The sequence below is a fragment of the Streptomyces sp. NPDC126497 genome (assembly GCF_040302425.1).
In the GTDB taxonomy this organism is placed as follows: Bacteria; Actinomycetota; Actinomycetes; order Streptomycetales; family Streptomycetaceae; genus Streptomyces.
On sequence record NZ_JBEORT010000007.1, the window covers coordinates 88,972 to 108,571 of the forward strand.

Annotated in this window: 16 protein-coding genes; 11 read left to right on the plus strand and 5 right to left on the minus strand. The window is 71.6% G+C overall.

The annotated features are described in order from the left end of the window. Positions 1 to 382 precede the first annotated feature (382 nt). The 6 genes from ABTY20_RS06505 (at position 383) to ABTY20_RS06530 (ending at position 7,249) form a co-directional block, all read left to right on the plus strand. A complete protein-coding gene (locus ABTY20_RS06505) occupies positions 383 to 1,639 on the plus strand; it encodes a hypothetical protein (protein WP_351995839.1) in 1,257 nt (418 codons plus the stop codon). A 74-nt stretch (positions 1,640 to 1,713) separates the two neighbouring features. Continuing rightward, complete coding sequence (locus ABTY20_RS06510) at positions 1,714 to 2,937, plus strand: argininosuccinate synthase-related protein (RefSeq protein ID WP_351995840.1); 1,224 nt, start codon at positions 1,714 to 1,716, stop codon at positions 2,935 to 2,937. Further along, positions 2,931 to 3,722 carry a hypothetical protein gene (locus tag ABTY20_RS06515; RefSeq protein ID WP_351995841.1) on the plus strand — a complete coding sequence of 264 codons (792 nt, stop codon included), beginning with the start codon at positions 2,931 to 2,933 and terminating at the stop codon, positions 3,720 to 3,722. The genes ABTY20_RS06510 and ABTY20_RS06515 overlap by 7 nt, the downstream gene beginning before the upstream one ends. Continuing rightward, positions 3,719 to 4,939 carry an ATP-grasp domain-containing protein gene (locus ABTY20_RS06520; RefSeq protein WP_351995842.1) on the plus strand — a complete coding sequence of 407 codons (1,221 nt, stop codon included), beginning with the start codon at positions 3,719 to 3,721 and terminating at the stop codon, positions 4,937 to 4,939. The genes ABTY20_RS06515 and ABTY20_RS06520 overlap by 4 nt, the downstream gene beginning before the upstream one ends. A gap of 88 nt (positions 4,940 to 5,027) precedes the next feature. Further along, positions 5,028 to 6,293, plus strand: a complete 1,266-nt coding sequence (locus tag ABTY20_RS06525) for a lysine N(6)-hydroxylase/L-ornithine N(5)-oxygenase family protein (protein WP_351995843.1) — start codon at positions 5,028 to 5,030, stop codon at positions 6,291 to 6,293. Between the two features lie 29 nt (positions 6,294 to 6,322). Then, positions 6,323 to 7,249: a fatty acid desaturase family protein gene (locus tag ABTY20_RS06530; protein ID WP_351995844.1), complete on the plus strand. Its 927-nt coding sequence runs from the start codon at positions 6,323 to 6,325 to the stop codon at positions 7,247 to 7,249. Between the two features lie 417 nt (positions 7,250 to 7,666). Here the strand turns inward: ABTY20_RS06530 and ABTY20_RS06535 are convergent, their stop codons facing one another. Then, positions 7,667 to 8,611: a helix-turn-helix domain-containing protein gene (locus tag ABTY20_RS06535; protein WP_351995845.1), complete on the minus strand. Its 945-nt coding sequence runs from the start codon at positions 8,609 to 8,611 to the stop codon at positions 7,667 to 7,669. Between the two features lie 94 nt (positions 8,612 to 8,705). On the opposite strand from ABTY20_RS06535, the gene ABTY20_RS06540 reads away from it, so the two are divergent. The 5 genes from ABTY20_RS06540 (at position 8,706) to ABTY20_RS06560 (ending at position 16,186) form a co-directional block, all read left to right on the plus strand. Beyond that, complete coding sequence (locus ABTY20_RS06540) at positions 8,706 to 10,313, plus strand: alpha/beta fold hydrolase (RefSeq protein WP_351995846.1); 1,608 nt, start codon at positions 8,706 to 8,708, stop codon at positions 10,311 to 10,313. 597 nt (positions 10,314 to 10,910) lie between these two features. After that, positions 10,911 to 11,972: an ABC-2 transporter permease gene (locus tag ABTY20_RS06545; RefSeq protein WP_351995847.1), complete on the plus strand. Its 1,062-nt coding sequence runs from the start codon at positions 10,911 to 10,913 to the stop codon at positions 11,970 to 11,972. Positions 11,973 to 12,275: 303 nt separating this feature from the next. Beyond that, the gene (locus ABTY20_RS06550; RefSeq protein WP_351995848.1) at positions 12,276 to 12,896 is read left to right on the plus strand and encodes an SRPBCC family protein; all 621 of its coding nucleotides are present in this window, start codon (positions 12,276 to 12,278) and stop codon (positions 12,894 to 12,896) included. 36 nt (positions 12,897 to 12,932) lie between these two features. After that, positions 12,933 to 15,245, plus strand: a complete 2,313-nt coding sequence (locus tag ABTY20_RS06555; RefSeq protein ID WP_351995849.1) for an FdhF/YdeP family oxidoreductase — start codon at positions 12,933 to 12,935, stop codon at positions 15,243 to 15,245. A gap of 206 nt (positions 15,246 to 15,451) precedes the next feature. Continuing rightward, a complete protein-coding gene (locus tag ABTY20_RS06560) occupies positions 15,452 to 16,186 on the plus strand; it encodes a D-Ala-D-Ala carboxypeptidase family metallohydrolase (protein ID WP_351995850.1) in 735 nt (244 codons plus the stop codon). Between the two features lie 112 nt (positions 16,187 to 16,298). Here ABTY20_RS06560 and ABTY20_RS06565 read toward each other — a convergent pair whose 3' ends face one another. The 4 genes from ABTY20_RS06565 to ABTY20_RS06580 form a co-directional block, all read right to left on the minus strand. Next, complete coding sequence (locus tag ABTY20_RS06565; RefSeq protein ID WP_351995851.1) at positions 16,299 to 16,583, minus strand: hypothetical protein; 285 nt, start codon at positions 16,581 to 16,583, stop codon at positions 16,299 to 16,301. Positions 16,584 to 16,761: 178 nt separating this feature from the next. Next, positions 16,762 to 17,019 (minus strand): hypothetical protein, encoded by a 258-nt coding sequence (locus ABTY20_RS06570; RefSeq protein WP_351995852.1) that lies wholly within the window; start codon positions 17,017 to 17,019, stop codon positions 16,762 to 16,764. Positions 17,020 to 17,860: 841 nt separating this feature from the next. Continuing rightward, the gene (locus tag ABTY20_RS06575) at positions 17,861 to 18,106 is read right to left on the minus strand and encodes a DUF5133 domain-containing protein (RefSeq protein WP_351995853.1); all 246 of its coding nucleotides are present in this window, start codon (positions 18,104 to 18,106) and stop codon (positions 17,861 to 17,863) included. 397 nt (positions 18,107 to 18,503) lie between these two features. After that, a complete protein-coding gene (locus ABTY20_RS06580) occupies positions 18,504 to 19,403 on the minus strand; it encodes an aminoglycoside phosphotransferase family protein (RefSeq protein ID WP_351995854.1) in 900 nt (299 codons plus the stop codon). Positions 19,404 to 19,600 lie beyond the last annotated feature (197 nt).

Sequence of the window (19,600 nt, forward strand, 5' to 3'; positions counted from 1 at the left end):
GCCACATGACCGCTTTGGTCCGTTCCGAACGGCTTCCCCACCTTAAGGTCAGGATGACGCGGAAGCCGCCGGCCGGGCTTCGGAAATGGCCGTTGACTCTCGTCCACAAAGCGGCCTAGCATGCCTCCTCGTTGTGATCTTCTCGGCCCTTGAGGGCTGAGCCATCCCATCCTGGCAATCCCGCTCATCCGCCCCGGAGTTCCTGATTCCGGCGGCATTGCGGGCAGCGATCCGGCCCAGTGGTTGCCGGTCAGGCGCGTCAGTCCCATCGAGAAATCGGCCCTTTCACTCCGCTCTTTCCTTCTGCCGCCTCAAGGGATTCAACGAAGACTCGTCTGTCGCCCCGAGTATCTCGATTCGAGGAGTTGCTTTGACAGCGCAGTTGACCGAAAGCACTGCGGGGCCCGGCGTCGGCGTCACCAGGCGTCTCGTCCTTGCGGACATCGCCCACCAGTACTCCGTCGCACCGACGGAAGGCGCGCCGACCGTCGTGGCCGAACTGGCCCCGGAGGCGGGGAACGGCACACGGGCCATGGAACTGCTGCGCCAGGAAGACACCACGGCACAGGCGATCTCCCTGATCGACGACGCGGGGGCCGCCCGGCCGCTCCCCCGGCCGGCCGAACCCCTCACCACCTGGGCGTGCACCCGATTCCCCGAGGAGTTCACCGCATATCTGAGTGGCGCCCTCCCCCCGTCGGCCGGACCCGCCGGCTCCCCCCTCGCGGCGCTCGCGCCGCTGATGCTGCTCCGCACCCACACGGCCGCGGACCGGCCCTGCACGGAAGTGCTGATGTGCGCCCGCGTCCGCACGATCGGGACGTTGTTCGTACGGGCGGCCCGATTCCACCATGCCGCCGATGCCGGACTTCCCGAGATCGTCGCCGAGGCCCTGCGGCATCGCACCGCACTCCAAGACCACCTTCGCATCGAGAACAACGCCTACCTTCCCTACGAGAAGGGCGTCGAGATCGAACAGAAGGTGACACTCCTGGACGACGCGTCCATCTGGTCCCTTTCCAAGGACATCTGGACGTCCGTCGAGAACGGCGGATTTCCCGGTTTCGTCACCGATCCCGGATACGAACTGACCCGGTGGCACTTCGTCCAGCACAACTACGAAGTCGTCGCACCGTCCGAGGCGGCCGGACACTACGCCTTCCAGGAGAATCCGGACGGCCGCTACCAGCTCAAGATGAAGACGTTTCCCGCTGACGCCCTGCGCCGGACGGAGATATTCCGTAAGGGCGTGGAAGTGCCGGACCAGAACTTCGACGAGTATCTGGCGCGGGAGTTCCCGGGCCTGACCTTCCGGCGTCTTCCGAGCTTCCGGCGCACCCGGTTCGACGTGAATGTGCAGTCACTGGCCACCGGGCACTGTTTCGGTATCGAGTCGGACGAAACCACCGTGGACGGACCCGACGGACGCAAGCTGCGCCAGGTCGAGATGGAGTATCTCGAAACCCGGTGGCACGAGGGAATGGACGCCTCCTCCATCGATGACGAGCTGCGGCGCCTGACCGACCTGGTGGAGGCCTTCCTGGCGAAGGACGGCATCGCCGCCGAACGGAACTTCTATTCGAAGCTCTCTTTCCTCAAGGACTGTACGGCGGACGCCGCGGCGGCCGTCCCTTCCTGAACAGCGATGCCGCGGCGCCGCCGACCGCGGCCACCCCCGCTGCCGGAACCGGTTGAACGATAAGGACGTGTGGTGTGAAGACAAGCCGGAGGAGAATCCGTTCCTTCCGCGACATCACCCATGGCGATGTCGACCTGCGGCGTCCCGTGGTGACGCTGTTCAGCGGAGGTCTGGACAGCTCCTACCTCCTGCACCGCCTGGTGCAGGCGGGGGCCACCGAGGTGCACGCCCTGAGCGTGAGGGTGGGGGGTGACGAAAGCCTTCCCCATCTCCGGCGGATCGCGGACGCCATGGGGGTGCGGCTCCATGCCGTCGACCGGCTCACGGCCTTCGCCGAGGAATTCGTCCAGCCGGCCATCACCGCCCACGCGGTGTACCTGGACACGCATCCCGTCAGCTCCTCGCTGAGCCGGCCACTGATCGCCCGCACGGCCACGGAGCTGGCCCGGGAACTGGGCGCCGAAGTCGTCCTGCACACCGCCAACCGCTCCCAGAACACCCTGCGCAGGCTGGACGGGGCCTTGGACCAGCTGGGGTTCGAGGGATACTTCGGCAGCCCCTACAGCCTCGAACCGGTGGACCGCGAGAGGAAGATCAAGGAGCTGCGGTCCATCGGCCTCGACGAGATGGCCGAGCGTTCGGCCAGCGGCGATTCCAACCTGTGGTGCCGGGAGTTCGAGTCCGGGGCCCTCGACGACCCCGAGGACCACGCCGTCCCGGAGTCCTGCTTCCGGTGGAGCGGTGTGCGGGAGCCCGACCCGTCCGAGGACGTGACGGTGACCTTCCGTCGCGGGGTGCCCGTCGCCCTCGATGGGCACGAGCTGCCTCTCGCCACGATCATCGAACGGCTGAACTGGCGGGCGGGCGCCCACGGACTGGGGCGGCACACCGGACTGGAACACCTGCCCGGCGGGGTCAAGGTCCTCGAAGTGCGCGAGATGCCGGCGGCCTGGCTACTGCTGGCCTCACGCCGTCACCTGGAGACGGCGACGCTCGACGCCGAACTCATGCGGGAGAAGCTCCACATGGAGCAGCTCTGGGTCCGCGAGGCGCTCGAGGGACGGTGGTTCGGCGAACTCCGCGCCGCGTGCCAGGCCTTCATCACCCAGGCCGTGGCGCCCGTCTCCGGGTCCGTGACGTGGCGGCTCGCCGGTGCGCGGACGTCGACCACGTCCATCGTCGCGGACGCCCCCCGCTATGTGCGCAGCCGGGAGGAGTGGGAGGCGGCGTCGATCAGGGACGAGCTCTCCTGCCTCGGCGCGGCATCACAGTACGAGAACGGAGGCATGCAGTGGTAGGAGTCGGCAAAGCGTCACGGCTCGCCGGGCGGCGCCTGGTCGTCATCGACGCGAGCGTGCGCACGGCGAGGATCGCGCACTCCCTCGGGTGTCACACCGTCTTCGTGCAGTCCCCCGGCGCGCCGGTGCAGGACCTCGTCGACGACTACTCGGGGTATTACACGGTGGACTTCGCCGGAAGGCCCGACGACGGCCCGGAAGGGGCGGTGGGAGACGAATTCGCCGGCTTCGTCGAGGCGGTGCTGCGCCCGCTGGCCCCCACCGCAGTGGTCTCCCTGACCGCACGGGGCCTGCTGCCCGCCGCCGTCGCGAACGCGCTGCTCGGTACGCCCGGCACGCCGGTGGAGGTGCTCAAGCGCATGGCCGCCGGGGTGACCACCGCCGGCAACGGCGGCAGGGAATTCACCGCGTACACCTTCACCCGTGACGGGGCCCACCGCTGGCCGGCACTGCTCGACAGCCAGTCGCCGCCGGTGCGGGCCGAGGGCGTCGTACCGGAGCAGTGCCTGTCCCCGCAGGAGTACGGTGCCGCACAGACCGCGCTGAACCGTTTCCTCGACGCCACCGGGCTGGAGCACGGACCGGCCCGCATCCGCCTGTGGACCGGTGGCGGTGAGGTCCGCGTCACCGCTGCCGACCACTTCCCCGGCGACGACGAAGAGGCCGCGCTGCTCCTGCGGCTGACCGGCCTGGACCTGACGCGCTGGGCTCTCGGCGGCCCCCTGGGGCTGCAGGAGGCCGACTGCGACGACCGCCGGGAATCCGTGGAGGGGAACGCACGATGACGACCGCAGCGACGAAGCCGACCGCCTTGTTCATCAACAACCATCCCTACTCGCACTTCAGCCGGGGCGGCGACTACATCCTGCCCACCTCCGAGATCGACCTCCACATGGTGACCCGCAACCAGTACCACGGCGGCGTCAGCGGACTCGCCGACCACCCCCTCGACCATGTGGCGGTGTGCGACGCCGAGGAGGAGGAGCGGTGGCGGGCGGTCTGTGAGTGGACGCTGCGCACCCATCCCATCAGCCGGGTCATCGCCGTGCACGAACGCGCGGTGCTCCTGGCCGCCGAGATGCGGTCGAAGTTCGGTCTGGCCGGCCTGGACCACGACACGGCGCTGCGCTTCCGGGACAAGGTGCGGATGAAGGAGGCCGTGCGTGCCGCGGACGCCGCACGGGTCCCCGACTTCGCCGCGCTCGACTCCATGGACGACCTCACCAAGGTGGACTGGAGCACCGGACGCAAGGTCATCAAGAGCCGCTGGGGGCTGGCCGCCAAGGACCTCTACATCGTCGAGTCGCTCCAGGAGGCGCGCGGCATCACCGCCGGACTGGACCTGTCGGGCTCGCACTACGAGATCGAGGAGTTCGTCACCGGCCAGATCCACCACTGCGACTCCGTTGTGCAGGACGGGCGGATCACGTTCAGCAGCGTGGGGAAGTACCTGGCCGATCCGGCGAGTTACTCACCCGGCGGGATCTTCGGCACCGTCCTGGTGCGCGAGGGCGAGCTGGTGCGGCGGATCACCGAGCTCAACACCAAGGTGCTCGCCGCACTGGGGCTGCAGGACGGCACCACCCACCTGGAGGTGTTCCACACCCCGGACGACGAACTCGTCTTCTGCGAGGTCGCCGGGCGTCCGCCGGGTGGCATCATCCCTCCCGTCCTCCAGTGGCAGTACGGCTTCAACATTGTCGAGGCCCAGATCCGCATCGACGCGGGGCTCGACGTCCCGCTCGGTGCCGGTCCTGACACCGCGCAGGGGACGTGCGGCTTCATCGCGTTCTACCCCGGCGGCGGCGAAGCCCGCGGCATCGACGCCGGGCGCATGGACGAGCTCGGCGTCGTCGAGCACATCCGGCACGGCAGCGCCGGGAACGGCCGGGGAGGTGTGCGCCACTCCACCGACTTCCTCGACTCCTACGTGATCAAGGCTCCTGACGACAGCTCGCTCACGCACCGGATCGCGCGCATCCAGAACGAGTACTGGCGGTAGGGGCGCCGCGCGGTCCCTCCTCCCACGGCCGGCCCAGCGCCGGTGGCACCCAACGGCAGCACTTCGCTCCCTGAACGAAAGATGTGGAATGCCTGACCTTGATCTGATCGGCATAGGTGTGGGACCGGCGAACCTGAGCCTGGCGGCGCTCTCTGCTCCGCTCACCGAGGTCCGTGCCGAATTCCTGGAAGCCGGACCGGAGTTCCGGTGGCACCCGGGGCTGATGCTGCCGGACTCCCAGCTCACGGTGACCTACTTCCGCGATCTCGTGACGCTCGTGGACCCCACCAGCAGGTTCTCCTTCCTCAACTTCATCGTGCAGGAAGGCAGGGCGTTCCGGTTCCTGGAGGCGAACGGACTCAACTGCTCGCGCCGGGAGTTCGAGCAGTACTACCAGTGGGCCGCCGCGCAACTCCCCTCCATCCGCTGGGGGAAGCGCGTGGAGTCCGTGTCGGTCACCGACGACGGCTTCCAGGTCACCACCGGCGGCGGTGAGTCCCGCACGGCGAAGACGCTCGTCCTCGGCTCGGGTGCCGAACCCCGGCTGCCCGACTTCGCGAAGCCCTTCGAGGGCAGCCGGGTACTGCACGGCAGCACCATGGCCACCGCCCTCCCAAAGTGGCGGGACCAGCGGGTCGTCGTCGTCGGTGCCGGACAGAGCGGCGCCGAGGTCGTGAACCACATGCTCGCCGACGAGCACAACCTGCCCGCTTCGCTGACGTGGACGTCCAACAGGGCCGGGTTCCAGCCGCTGGACGACTCGCCCTTCAACAACGAGTGGTTCTCGGTCAACTTCGTCGACCACTTCACCGCTCTTCCCGCCGCACGCCGTGCGGAGATCATCAGGGAGCAGCGCGACGCCGGTGGCGACGGGATCACCGACCAGCTGGTGGCCTCCATCTACCAGCGGCTGTACCACCTCGACTACGTCATCGGATCCGGCCTGCGCCACCGTCTGCTCACGCACCGGCGCGCCGTCGGCCTGGAGCAGGACGGTGACCAGTACCTGGTCTCCCTGAACGACCTCAACCGCGACGCGGTCGAACAAGTCCCCGCGGACCTGGTGATCTTCTGCACGGGCTACCGCTCCCGCATCCCGGAATACCTCAAGCCGATTCGGGACCAGCTGCCCGTCAAGGACGGCAGGTTCCACATCAGGCCCGACTACTCCCTCGACTGGGCGGGTCCGGACGGCCTGCGCATCTACGCCCAGAGCTTCGGAGAGTACAGCCACGGCCTCAATGACACCGTGCTCAGCCTCGGGGCATGGCGCAGTGCGCAGATCATCAACTCCGTGCTGGGCCGCGAGGTGTACCGCACGAAAGCCGGCACGACCACGGTGGCCTGGCAGTAGTCGGTCCGGATCCGCCTACGGGAGAGAGCATGAACACTGACAACGACGCAGCCGGCGTGCTGTTCGCCCGAGCACGAGTCTCGCCCCGGGACGAGCGGGTCTTCCTCCTGAAGCTCGCCGTGGCACTCCTCATCTGCTTCCTGGGCGGATTCCTCGCCCTGAACGACGGATGGGTGGCGGTGCTCCTCGGTGAGCTCCTGCTCGCCGCCATCTACACGCACATGGTGGAACTCCAGCATCAGTGTCTGCACCATTCCGCGTTCCGCCGCAGCGCCACGCACCGGCCGGTCGGCTTTCTGCTCGGACTGCCGCTGCTGTCGGCGTACAGCCACTACCGGGTCCAACACCTCCAGCATCACAAGTACCTCGGCACGCCGGACGACTCCGAGTTCTTCGGTTTCGACTCCCGCGCCCCGCTGACCTGGGGCGCCCTGCTCCGGGGCACCTTCAGCCCCGCACGGCTGGGGCAGGTCGGCGTGGACATCGTCAAGAGCTGTCGCGGCAGCTGGGCGTACACGATGGGCCAGATCGCCGAGCGCGCCAAGCGTCAGGTGATCGCCGAGTACCGCCTCTTCGCGGTCTTCGTCCTGGCCGCCGCGGGCCTGACGGCCACGGGCCACGGTCACGCCGTCCTGGTGCTGTGGGTCGTACCGCTCCTGCTGTCGATTCCGATGCACTTCCTGCTGGAGCTGCCGGAGCACGTACTGTGCGACAACGACAGCACCGACGTGCTGCGCAACACCAGAACCATCAGCGGCAGCCGGTTCAGCCAGTGGTTCACCAACGGCAACAACTTCCACGTCGAGCACCACGCCGCGATGGTCGTCCCGATCAACCGGCTCTCGGAGCGCCACCCGCTGGCCAAGGAGTGGGCCACGCACACCGAGGAGAGCTACCTGACCTTCTACCGGAAGGTCCTGCAGGAGGCCTCCCGCAACAGCCGCCGGCGCACGTGAGAGCCGGGCCGGCGGACCCGGTGCCACCCGGCGGCGAAGGCGGGCGGCCGGGGGCGGCACTGCCCGGCCGGGCGAACACCACGGCCCGGCGGTGGGCGGCACACCGCCGGCCGTCCTGAAGGAGACGTCCCGGCAGGAGCCGGAGGAGCCGGGCACGAAATCCCCGCCGTGCCCGGTCAGGCGCAGCGGCGGTCCCGCCCGGGAAGGGGACGGCAGCCGCTCGCCGGCCCCGGCGGCGGCCGTGTGCCGGTTCCGGTGTGCTCGGCAACGCGGGCGGCGAAGGCCTTGTCCTCCCCTCCCCTGCCGTCGGCCCGCGTCTCCGCTGTGTTCCGAGGGCTCTCCCGGGTGGGGAAACCCGGCAGTGGTCTCGGCCTGCCGCCACCGGACCGGCCCCACCCCGCTCCGCCCGGTGGCGACTCAGGCCGCCGCGTCGTTCTGTGCCCGCAGGGCCGCGAGCAGCCAGTCGTGCGCGGCCCCGGGCGTCGGCTCGGGGCGGCCGCCCCGCGGGGTGTTCACCACGGCCGTCAGCTCCCAGTACCGGTCGAGCCGCGGGTCGGCCGTGAGCTGCCCGGCCAGCAGACGGCGGAAGACCGGGGTGTCCCGGGCGTCGTACGCGCCTGCGTAGGCGGCCACGAAGCCGTCCAGCGCCTCGCCAGGGTGCGGGGCGCGGTCCTGGCGCAGCTGCGGGCCTGCCAGCTCGTACGCCTCGGCGAGCCCCGTGTACAGCACGTCCGCCCCGCGGGCCCCCGTGGCCCGGTGCGCCTCGGGCTGGGGCTGGGCGCCGACCGGGCAGGGACGGGTGACGAGGGCGTTCAGCCGGGCGAAGGCGAGCACCTGGGCCGGCTCAGGGTCGTCGGGCGGCTTCGGGACCGTCATTTCCAGGAACGCGGCGGTCGGCCCGGCCGACATCCGCGGCGGCAGCCAGGCGCGCCAGAACCGGGCCAGCGGGGCCGTGCTCGGCGGGGCGTCCACCGCGCCGAGCAGCCGCAGCCGGTCGGCCCGCTCCCCGGGCGGGCACTCCCGCACCAGGTGCAGTGCCGCCTCCCGCCAGCGCAGGGCCGTGAGCTGGGAGCCGAGTACGCGCAGCCGTCCGGCGACGGCGTCCTCGAGGGCGGCGCCCCATGCGTCCTCCTCGTCGAGGACGCGGCGCACCTCGGGGACCGGGAGGTCCAGGGCGCGCAGGGAGCGGATCAGGCGCAGCCGGTCCAGCGCGCCGGGTCCGTACCGGCGGTGCCCGCCGACACTGCGGGACGCCTCCGGCAGCAGCCCGTGGTCGGAGTAGTAGCGGACGGTCTTGACGGTGACGTGCGCGTGCTCGGCGAGTTCCCCGATGCTCCACAGACCGTCGTGGGACGCGGACACTTGAACCTCCCTCAGGGGGAGTTCCTACCGTACCGGCGAGCGTGGGCCGGGCGTACGGCCGGTCCGCGGGCGACCGCGTGCGAAGGAGAGGGTCATGACCGCGTTCATCATGGTGCCGGGCGTGTTCACCGGCGTCCACGTCTGGGAGGAGACAGCCGCCCGGCTGACCGGGGCGGGCGCCGAGGTGCGCGCGGTCGCCCTCACGGGACTGGGCGGATCACACGGTCCGGCGGGGTCCCCGGGTGCCGCGCCGTCCGGTGTCGACCTGGAGACGCATATCGCCGACGTGATCGCGGCGATCGACTCGGTGAGCACGGCTGACGCGGTGGGAGGGGCCGTCGGCCGGGAGATCGTGCTGGTCGGCCATGACTACGGCGTCCATCCGGTTCTGGGCGCTGCGGACCGGCGGGCGGAGCGCGTGGCCCGCGTCGTGTACCTGGACGCGGGATTGCCGGGAGACGGCGTCCCGGCTTTGGCGGCGGTGCCCGACCGGGCGCTGCGCGAGCAGGTGTGCGCGCAGGCCGGTGCGGAGGGAGCCGGCGGGGAGTTGGCGCCCCCGGACCGCGACGGGTGGCGGCGGTGGGGCAGTACCGAAGGGGTTTCCGACGCGGCCCTCGACCGGCTCACCGCGCTGGCCGCGCCGCAGCCGCTGGGAACCCTCCTCCAGCCGCTGCGCCTGACCGGTGCGGCGGCCACGGTGCCCACCACCGGAGTGCTGTGCACCGCCAACGGGGCGAGCATCGACATGGTGAGGAGGCTGGTGGGCTTCGGCGACCCGGCCCTCCGTCCCCTGGCCGATCCCCGGGTGACCTTCTTCGAACTCCCCACGGGGCACTGGCCGATGCTCTCCTGCCCCGAGGAGCTGGCAGAGGTCCTGCTGCGGGCCGCGGCCGGCGAGGGGCAGCGGCTGGAGCCGGCCGGCGCCGCGGGGCCACCCGCCCACCTGCGGCCGTTCCGGCTGGAGGTGCCCGAGATCCCCCGTGAGCGACGGGAGCACGTCGACCTCTACCCGCCGCCCGGCGCCGAGGGCCGGCGTCCCGCAGTGGTGTTCGTGCACGGCGGACCGGTGCCCGCCGGGGCCCGGCCCACCCCGCGGGAATGGCCGACCCTGGTGGGATACGCGCGGTACGCGGCCGGGCGGGGAGCCGTGGGCGCCACCCTCGACCACCGGCTGCACGATGTGGCCGACTACGGGTGCGCCGCCACCGACGTGGCCGCCGCGGTGGAACTGGTCCGGGCCGATCCGCGGGTGGACCCGGACCGGATCGCCCTGTGGTTCTTCTCGGGCAGCGGGCTGCTCATGGCGGACTGGCTGGGCGCGCCCCCGGCGTGGCTGCGCTGTCTGGCGGCCACCTACCCGGTCCTCACTCCACTGCCGAACTGGGGGCTCGCCGACGACCGCTTCCACCCGGCGGACGCCCTGCCCCGCGCGGGCGCCCTGCCCGTCGTCCTCACCCGGGCGGGGCTGGAGAGCCCTGAGATCGCCGCCACCGTCGAGGCGTTCCTGGCCGCGGGCAAGAACTGCGGGGCGGCCGTCGAGGTGGTCGACGTACCGAGCGGCCACCACGGCTTCGAGACCGTCGACCCGGTCGGCGAGTGGCACCCGGCCGTGGACCGCGCGATGCACTCGGTACTGGCGCACCTGGAGGGTGTCGCGGAAGGCCCTCAGCCGGGCGTCCCCGATGTGCGGCCGGGAGCATGACCGCCCGCGCCCTCGGCCTGGCCCGCCCCGCCCTCCCGGCACCGGCCGGCCGGCGAAGCGCAGTCGCACACGACGTCCGCAGCGAGGGCTGCCCGGTGCGGACGGCCTGCCGGGCGACACGTCCGCACGGGGCGGTCAGTCGGCCGCTCGCAGTATCAGCCGCACCACGCTCATGACCCCTCTCCCGGCCCACCCGAGCAGTCCTGTCTCCACGGCCAGCTCGGCGGCGTCCGCGGCCGTGTCCCCCCGGTCCGGCCGGGAAGGGCACCGGGAACAGGAACGAGGCCAACGGCGCTTTCGCGCACCGCACTTCCTACACATCGCCATGGCCCCATCCTCCCTTGTCCTCGGAACCGTCGGCACACGTCCGGCCCCTGTCCGCCCGTCCGCCTTCTGGGGCGACGGCCGCACGGGAGCGGCGCGGGGTGCGGGCCGAGCCGTCCTGAAGGGTCCGGCCGTCCAGGTCCACCGCGCGGCGGTGCCCGCCTTCCCTCCGCGCCCGAACGCCTGTGAGGGTGGCGCACCCCCTCCTGGACGGTCCCACGGGCGACGGCGCTTTCCGTGCCCCTTCACCCCACTTATGGAAATGTCGCATCCATGGCCGACATGTTCGATGGTGCCCACGCCCAGCCGCCGACACGCGGACAGCGGTGGTCCGAGTTCCGGCAGTCTCCGTTGTGGCCGGCCATCGTGCTGGTGCTCATCCTGGCGGCCGCGGCCGGCCTCTTCGCCGGTTCGTACACCTATTCCATGGCCGATCCGACGCCGCACTCGATCCCCGCGGCCGTGGTCGGGTCGTACGAACAGGACCGCGGGCAGGCCTTTCTGGACGGTCTGGAGGAGGCGTTGAACGCGTCCGTGAAGGTGCACGTGTACGACAGTGCCGCCGGGGCCCGTCAGGCCGTGGAGGACCAGGAGGTCTTTGCGGTCTTCGACATCCGCGACGGCGGGAGGACCGTGGTCCTCGACCTGTCGGGGGCCTCCGGTGCCTCGGTCGCGGAGGTGCTGGCCGACACGGCGCCGGCCGTGGGGGACGAGACCGGCGTCGAGGTCACCGTCCGGGACCTCAACCCGCTGCAGGAGGGTGACCCACGCGGACTGGCGATCTTCTACATCTCGCTGGCCGCCGTCATCATCGGCTTCGTCGGGGCGATCCAGCTCAGCGTGCACGCACGGTCCCTGACCCCCTTCGAACGCATCCTGTTCACCCTCGCCTACGCGCTGCTCGGCGGATTCGCCATCGCCGCGACCGTGGACTGGCTGCTCGGCGCGCTCGACCTGCCGTTCGTGGAGTCGTGGCTGATCCTGGCGCTCACCCTGTTCGCCAGCGGCATGGTCTTCACCATGTTCAACACCCTGTTCGGGCGTTGGGCGATGCTGCCGACGTGGGGGCTGATGATCCTGCTGGGCAACCCCTCGTCCGGCGGCGCGGTGTCCTGGCCGCTGCTGCCGTCCCCGCTGGGCGAGATCGGCAAGTGGCTGCCGCCCGGCGCCTCGGTCAACGCGCAGCACACGGCGGTGTACTTCCAGGGGCACCAGCACGCGTTCCCCTTCCTGGTGCTGGGCGGATGGGCCCTGCTGTCGTGTGCGGTCTTCTGGATCTGGCGGCACCGGCATCCCGGCGGTCGCGAGCACCGTCCGGCGCACGCCGAGTCGTGACGGCCGCGGTCCCCCGGCCGTCGGCTGTCCCGCGCGGCGGGCCGTACGAGCGGTGCCCGGGTCCGGCGGCCGGTTCCGCGCCCCTGCCGGGTGCCCGCCGGGCAGGAGGGCTCGTGGCGCACGGCCGGGCTCACCGGCCCCCGGCCCCGTGGGCACGCCCCTCTCGTGGCCGGGACCGCGCGGGACACGGACGCACCGGGACGACTCGAAGTGCGCCACGGGGGAACCGGAAGGGAAGCCCTGACGCACGAGGGAAGGCCGGGTGCCCGCGCGGCCGGCTCCCTCACCGGAGGAGAGACCACGATGGCGCACGAGGACGACACCCGGCAGGCCGTGCCGAACACACCGGGGAGGCTCACTGACGGTGACGGCATCACGCGCCGCCGACCGCTGCGGGAACGGCACGTCGAGGAGACGGTCGAGGTCGCGGTGCCGGTACGGACGGCGTACAACCAGTGGACGCAGTTCAAGACCTTCCCGCGCTTCTCGACCGTGGTGCACGGCGTCGAGCAGGTCAGACCCACCGTGACCGCCTGGACCATCGGCTACGGGCCCCTGCGCCACCGCTTCGCGGTCGAGATCGTGGAGCAGGACCCCGACGCCTACCTGGCCTGGCGCGGTCTCGAGCAGACCCCCTCCCACGAGGGCGAGGCCGAGTTCAGGCCGACGGAGTCCGGTGGCACCGCGATCACCGTCCGGATGCTCCTGGAACCGCGGGGGGCCTCGAGGATCCTCACCCGTTCGCCCGGGGTCGCCCGGCTGACCGCCCGGCTGGTGCGCGGCGAACTCATGAACTTCAAGCGGTTCATCGAGGGACTGGGGCAGGAGGGCGGGGCCTGGCGCGGCACCATCCGCAACGGCCGCGTGCAGCACGATCACCCGGAGCCGCCCAGGAGCCGCGTGGCCCAGTGGCCCGTCGGCTGACCCGCGTACCGGACACGGCGAGAGAAAGGCGAACCGATGCAGAACTCGTCCGGCGAGGAGCCGGAGACCACCCTCTCCGTGACACCCCCGAAGAAGTGGGCGGCCGGGGTCCCCGCGGTCGTGCACGCGCTGGAGTACTCCCTGGAGCAGACCTCCCCGCGCAGGACCGGGGTGGACCTGCTGACCATGAACCAGGTGGGCGGGATCGACTGCCCCGGCTGCGCGTGGGCGGACCCGGCTCCGGGCCGGCGCCATCGCAACGAGTACTGCGAGAACGGCGCCAAGCACATCAACGACGAGGCCACCACGCGCCGGGTCACCGCGGACTTCTTCCGTGAGCACAGCGTCTCCGACCTCGCCGCCCGCTCCGACATGTGGCTCAACCAGCAGGGACGGCTCACCGAGCCGATGATCAAGCGGCCCGGTTCCGAGCACTACGAGCCCATCGGCTGGAACGACGCCCTGGGCGTCCTCGCACGGGAACTGAAGGCGCTGGCCTCCCCCGACGAGGCGGTCTTCTACACCTCCGGCCGGGCCGGCAACGAGGCCGCCTTCGTCCTGCAGCTCTTCGCCCGCGCCTTCGGCACCAACAACCTGCCCGACTGCAGCAACATGTGCCACGAGTCCAGCGGCTTCGCCCTGAGCGAGACCCTGGGCACCGGCAAGGGAACCGTCGGCCTCGACGACCTCCACCACGCCGACCTGATCTTCCTGGTCGGGCAGAACCCGGGCACCAACCACCCGCGCCAGCTCAGTGCCCTGGAGGAGGCCAAGCGCAACGGCGGCCGGATCGTGGCGGTCAACCCGCTGCCCGAGGCCGGGCTGCGGCGCTTCAAGAACCCGCAGAAGCCGCGCGGGGTCGTCGGACGCGGCACCCGGATCGCCGACCGCTTCCTGCACATCAAGCCCGGCGGCGACCTCGCCCTGTTCCAGGCCCTGAACCGCCTGCTGCTGGAGGCCGAGGACGCCCGGCCCGGCACCGTCCTGGACCACGACTTCATCGACGCCCGCACCACCGGCTTCGAGGAGTTCGCCCGGCACGCCCGCACCGTCGAGTGGGACGACATCCTCCGGGCGACCGGACTGACCCGCGAGGAGATCGAGGGGGTCCGCGACGAGGTCCTGCGCAGCGAACGCGTCATCGTCTGCTGGGCGATGGGCGTCACCCAGCACAAGCACGGCGTGCCCACCATCCGGGAGATCGTCAACTTCCTGATGCTGCGCGGCAACCTGGGGCGCGCCGGTACCGGCGCCTGCCCGGTGCGCGGGCACAGCAACGTGCAGGGCGACCGGACGATGGGCATCTGGGAGCAGATGCCGGACTCCTTCCTCGACGCGCTGCAGCGGGAGTTCGGCTTCGACCCGCCCCGCGCCCACGGACTGGACTCGGTGAACGCGATCAGGGCGATGCGCGAGGGCCGCGTCAAGGTCTTCCTGGCCCTGGCCGGCAACTTCGTCCGGGCCGCTCCCGACAGCGCGGTCACCGAGGAGGCGATGCGCTCGTGCCGGCTGACCGCCCACATCTCCACCAAGCTCAACCGCTCGCACACCGTCTGCGGCGACACCGCGCTGATCCTGCCGACCCTGGGACGCACCGAGCGTGACGTCCAGTCGGGCGGCGAGCAGTTCGTCACCGTCGAGAACTCCATGAGCGAGGTGCACACCTCCCGGGGCCGCCTCGAACCGGCCTCCCCGCTGCTGCTCAGCGAAGTCGCCATCCTGTGCCGCCTCGCCCGCCGCACCCTGGACGGCGAGGCGGACATCCCCTGGGACGAGTTCGAGGGCGACTACGGCACCATCCGCGACCGCATCTCCCGCGTCGTGCCGGGCTTCCACGACTTCAACGCACGGGTGACCCGCCCCGGGGGCTTCCAGCTGCCCAACCCGGTCAACGAGGGCGTCTTCCCCAACAAGGTCGGCAAAGCCCTGTTCACCTGCAACGAGCGTGTGGTCCCCCGGGCACCCGAGGGTCACCTGCTGCTGCAGACGCTGCGCTCGCACGACCAGTGGAACACCGTCCCCTACACCAACAACGACCGTTACCGCGGTATCCGCGGCAGCCGTCACGTCGTGCTCGTCAACCCGGCCGACCTGGCCGAACTCGGCCTCGCCCGGGGCGATCGCGTCGACCTCGTGAGCGTCTGGACGGACGGCAGCGAGCGCCGGGCCGAGAACTTCGAGGTCGTGCCCTACCCGGCCGCCAAGGGCTCGGCCGCCGCCTACTACCCGGAGACGAACGTCCTGGTGCCGCTGGACAGCGTCGCCGACGTCAGCAACCAGCCCACGTCGAAGGGCATCGTCGTGCGTCTCGAACCCACCCTCGACCGGACGCGGTCCACACCCGTCTGACCCGCGGCGCGATCCCGACGGGCCCGCGGCGGCAGCGGGCCCGGGGGGTCGGCGGCCGGGCCGGCGCCGACGGGCGGGTGACATGCGGGAGGCCCACCGGAGACGGGAGCGTCGCCTTCGCTTCCCGGTGGACGCCATTGACGCGCGTAGCTCGTTGCCGCACCCTGGGCTCCGGTTGTTGTCGACCCGACGGTCGGGAGGCCGGAATGTTCAGACGCGTGTCACGCCTTCTTCTCTCACTTGTCATGCTCACGACTGGAATGGCGGTCGGGGTGGGCGTCACCGCCGGCGCCGCGCACGCCGACTCCTGCTACACCTGGAACCGCTCCCTCTCCCAGGGATCCTCCGGCAGCGACGTGACCCAGCTCCAGATCCGGGTCGCCGGCTGGGTGACCTCCGGCGAGCGCCTCTCCTACGACGGCCAGTACGGCGCACGGACCGCCGCCGCCGTCAAGAAGTTCCAGGCCGCCTACGGACTGAGCGCGGACGGGATCGCCGGGCCCGCGACCTTCAGCAAGATCTACGCCCTCCAGGACGCCGACTGCACGCCCGTCCACTTCAGCTACGCCGAACTCAACAAGTGCAACTCCGACTGGTCCGGCGGCGCGGTCTCCGCAGCCACCGCCAAGTCGAACGCGCTCAGGACCATGTGGAAGCTGGAGGCGATGCGGCACGCCCTCGGCGACGTCCCGATCACCGTCTCCAGCGGCTTCCGCTCCCGCACGTGCAACAACGCGGTCGGCGGCTCCGCCACCAGTCGCCACCTCTACGGCGACGCGGCCGACCTCGTCGGCTCGCCGTCCCTGTGCCGTCTCGCCCAGCAGTCCAGGACGCACGGCTTCTCGGAAATCCTCGGCCCGGGCTACCCGGGCCACAACGACCACACCCATGTGGCCTTCGACCCGTCACCGTACTGGTCGGCCCCCACCTGCGGCATCTGACCCACCGGGGACGAACGCGGAGCGGCGGTCCGCGCATCCCGCCGGTGCCGTCGGCCGTCCGCCGGGCACGGTCCATGACGGCGGGGAGCGGGAGGCGGGCCGGGCGAGGTGATCAGGTGGACGGCCGGCCCGTGATGGCCGGCAGGATCGTCGTCCTGATCCGGCGGCAGGTCACAAAGCCGTTCACGGTCAACGCCGTCCAGATGACGGCGTTGGCCAAGGGCCACCACAGGTCCCGTCCCTGTTCGTCCCCGCCGAGATTGCGGAGCCAGGTGGCCGCCCAGCTGACCGCGAGGATCAGGGCCGGCCACCTGGCCCACTGCCAGGTTCGCATGGTCCATCGAGCGCGGGCTTCCTGCCGGCTCCGCTCGTCCTGCTGGGATCGTGTGCCGTCCATGACTATCGTCTACCCCCTTCCCGCCCCTGGTTTCCCGGACCTTCGACGGGAAGCGCCACCCGGGCGGGTCCCACCGGCTCCCGGCGTGCCCGGGGCGGTTCACGAGGGCCTGACGTGCGGTCGGGCGCCCAGGGGTTCCCCACCGCACGCAGGACCGGAGGCGGAATCCGGCGAAGCGCTACCTGCTGGATCCCTCAGGGCTGTCGGCGGGTTCCTGCACGGTGTGGTTGCTCTCGCTGCTCGAGTCCCCCTGCAGCAGGTTGCGAGCGAGGACCGGGACCAGGGTCGTCAGGTCCCCCAGGCTCCTGCCGTCCCCGGCGGACGCGGCGGCCGGGTCGGCCGGCACGGACGGGGCCGCCTGCGAGGCGGAGGCCGGGAGGAGCACCCCGGCAGCGACAAGGGCCACGACGGCACCGACGGCGAGACTATTACGCATGTTTGTCCCTTTCGCGTAGTAAATGGCGCATGGGTCAACGATCGAACCCGGCGTAGGACACGTGTCGACAGGGACCGCCCGTGGACAGCCACGGCGCCCGGGGCGCAGTGGGCCGCCCGGCCATGGGGGACGGCGGGAGGGGCGGTGGCGTCCGCGGCCGGCGAGGTCCTGAGGCGGGCGGCGCGAACCGGAGGAAGCCCCGCTTCCGCCAGGGCGGAAGCGGGGCTTCCCGTGGAGCGCCGGGCAGGCCTTGCACCTGCATTTCCCCGCGGGGAGCGGGACGTCCTTCCTTGGACGACCGACGCACGGACATCGACGCCGCCGCGGCGCCCCTTGCCCTCGAGGTCGACCTTGGCGCGGCCCGGCCGGCGGGGCGCGCCATGCGCTCCGCCACCCGAGTGAACCCGCGGCCGGGGCCGCCCGGTCGGCGTTCCACGACCGGAAGGGGCGTCGGCCGGGTCGATGTGTGCGGTCACCGTGACCCTGTCACCGTCGTGCGGGCGTGCGGAGGTCAGGCGCGGCAGGTAGGCCGGCAGGTTCTGCACATCGGCGAGGTAGGAGAAGAGCCGTTCCGGCGGCACCGCCACCGTGATCGTTTCGCTGTAGTCACCCATGGCCCGCTGGGTGCCCGGGCGGCCACAGCATGAAACGGAATGACGGGTTCACCGCCTGGTGGGCGCATCGGTCCCGCACAGCCGCCTGTTCGACACGTACGGCACGCGCCGCCGACGGCGGACGCGGGGTCGTCGGCGGTCCGGTGACCGGCGGCCGAGCTCGCCGCTGCCGCACTCCGGACGGAGCGCCGTCGGCCGACGTGGCGGCGGGGGGAGGGGATCCGGACTCACGCGGCCAGCGTCTCCTCCTTCCGGGGGGAGCCCGCCCGACCCGCACCGTACTGCTCGAGCAGCGCGTCGGCCGCGAGCAGCGCCTCCTCGACGGTGCGGGATCCGGTCATGACGCACAGCGTGTACGCGGAGTCCTCGAGGTCCCGGCTGGTGCGGCCGGTGGGGCGTACATCGTGTTCGATGCGCGCCTGGGCGAACCGGGCCAGCACAGCACGCAGTTCCTTCTCCGCCGGAAGGATCATGGTGATACCTCTCCCCTCAAAGTCCATCTCGCAGACCGGTCGGCCGCACCACGGGAAACTGGCTGCGCCCACCACGCCCGGCACCACGGCTCACCACCGGGCAGCGTCCGGGCAGACCTTCATGTGCCCCGCATCGGGAGACCTATGCCGCCGTGATCACTGAAGCGTGCGGGTTCGCGGATCCCCGCGTGCGGTCGTGCTTCGGCCCGCGCACGGCCGACGGCCCTGGCGGCGTCCCCGTGCGGGTCCACCGCCCGGCCGCCTCGGGGCTGTTGCCGCCGGGATGCGCGTGCCCGTACCGGGCCGGCCGCGCGTCCGCCTCGAAAGGCACCGCGCCGTCGCCACGCGATGCGACGGGTGGCGGTGACCGGCCCGGCCCGGCACGCGGGGGAACGGCTCAGCCTTCGCCCAGCACCGCCCGGATCACATGCCGGGCGTTGCGTGCCATGGCCGGGTTCGTCCTGCGGTAGTACGGCAGCGCGATCAGCGCTTGGGAGAGGGCGCGGCCGCGGCCACGGATCCAGGTCGCGTCGTCCACGGCGAGTGCCTCACGGAAGAGCTCCCTCGCAGCGGCCGGCAGCAGGTTCCACGCCGGGAACAGATCGCAGGCCGGATCCCCCACCCCCGCGCACCCGAAGTCGATCACCGCGGCCAGTCGGCCGCCGTCGATCAGCAGGTTCCCCGGCATCAGATCGGCGTGCAGCCACACCGGCGGCCCGTCCCAGCCCGGCGCCCGCAGCGCCTCCTCCCACACGGCGGCCGCGGCATCGCAGTCGACGCCCTCCTCCGGGATCCCGCGCAGTTCCTCGATCGCGGCCCGGGTCTCCGCGTCCTGCGAGGCGACCGGCCCGCCCCGGTACGCCTTCGGCGCAGCCGACGGCGTCATGCTCCGCATCGCCGTCACGAATGCGGCCAGATCCCCGGCCAGCAGCAAGGGCTCGCCCAGCGCCCCCGCTTCGGGGGTCTCCCCCGGCAGCCACCGGTACACCGACCACGGCCATGGATACCCCCGGGCGGGCTCTCCGGCCCCCAGCACCTCGGGGATACGCGTGGGCAGCCGGGGAGCGAGGCGGGGCAGCCACTCCCGCTCCCTCGCCACGTCCTCGGCCCCGCCCCGTACCAGCGGCATCCTCACGACCATGTCATCGCCCAGCCGGTACACGGCATTGACCGTGCCACCGGACGGCCACCGCTCCACCGCCAGCCCCTCCCACCGGGGGAACTGTTCCGCGATCAACCGTCGTACGAGGTCGTCGTCGATGGGGTGCACATCACGATGCATCTGTTCCGCGCTCATGGGCGTCACCCGACCACCGGACGTTCACGGGCGTCAAACGCCTTTCCCCCTGGTTGGTTTCGCGCCGGCGCGGCGGCGGCCGGCCGAGGTCCGCCGGCACCTCGGGACGGGTCCGACGCCCTCCCGACGTCAGCGTCACCGCTCTGTCACAGAAGGCGGCGGACCACAACCTTCCCCGTGCGCCGCGGATCCAATCG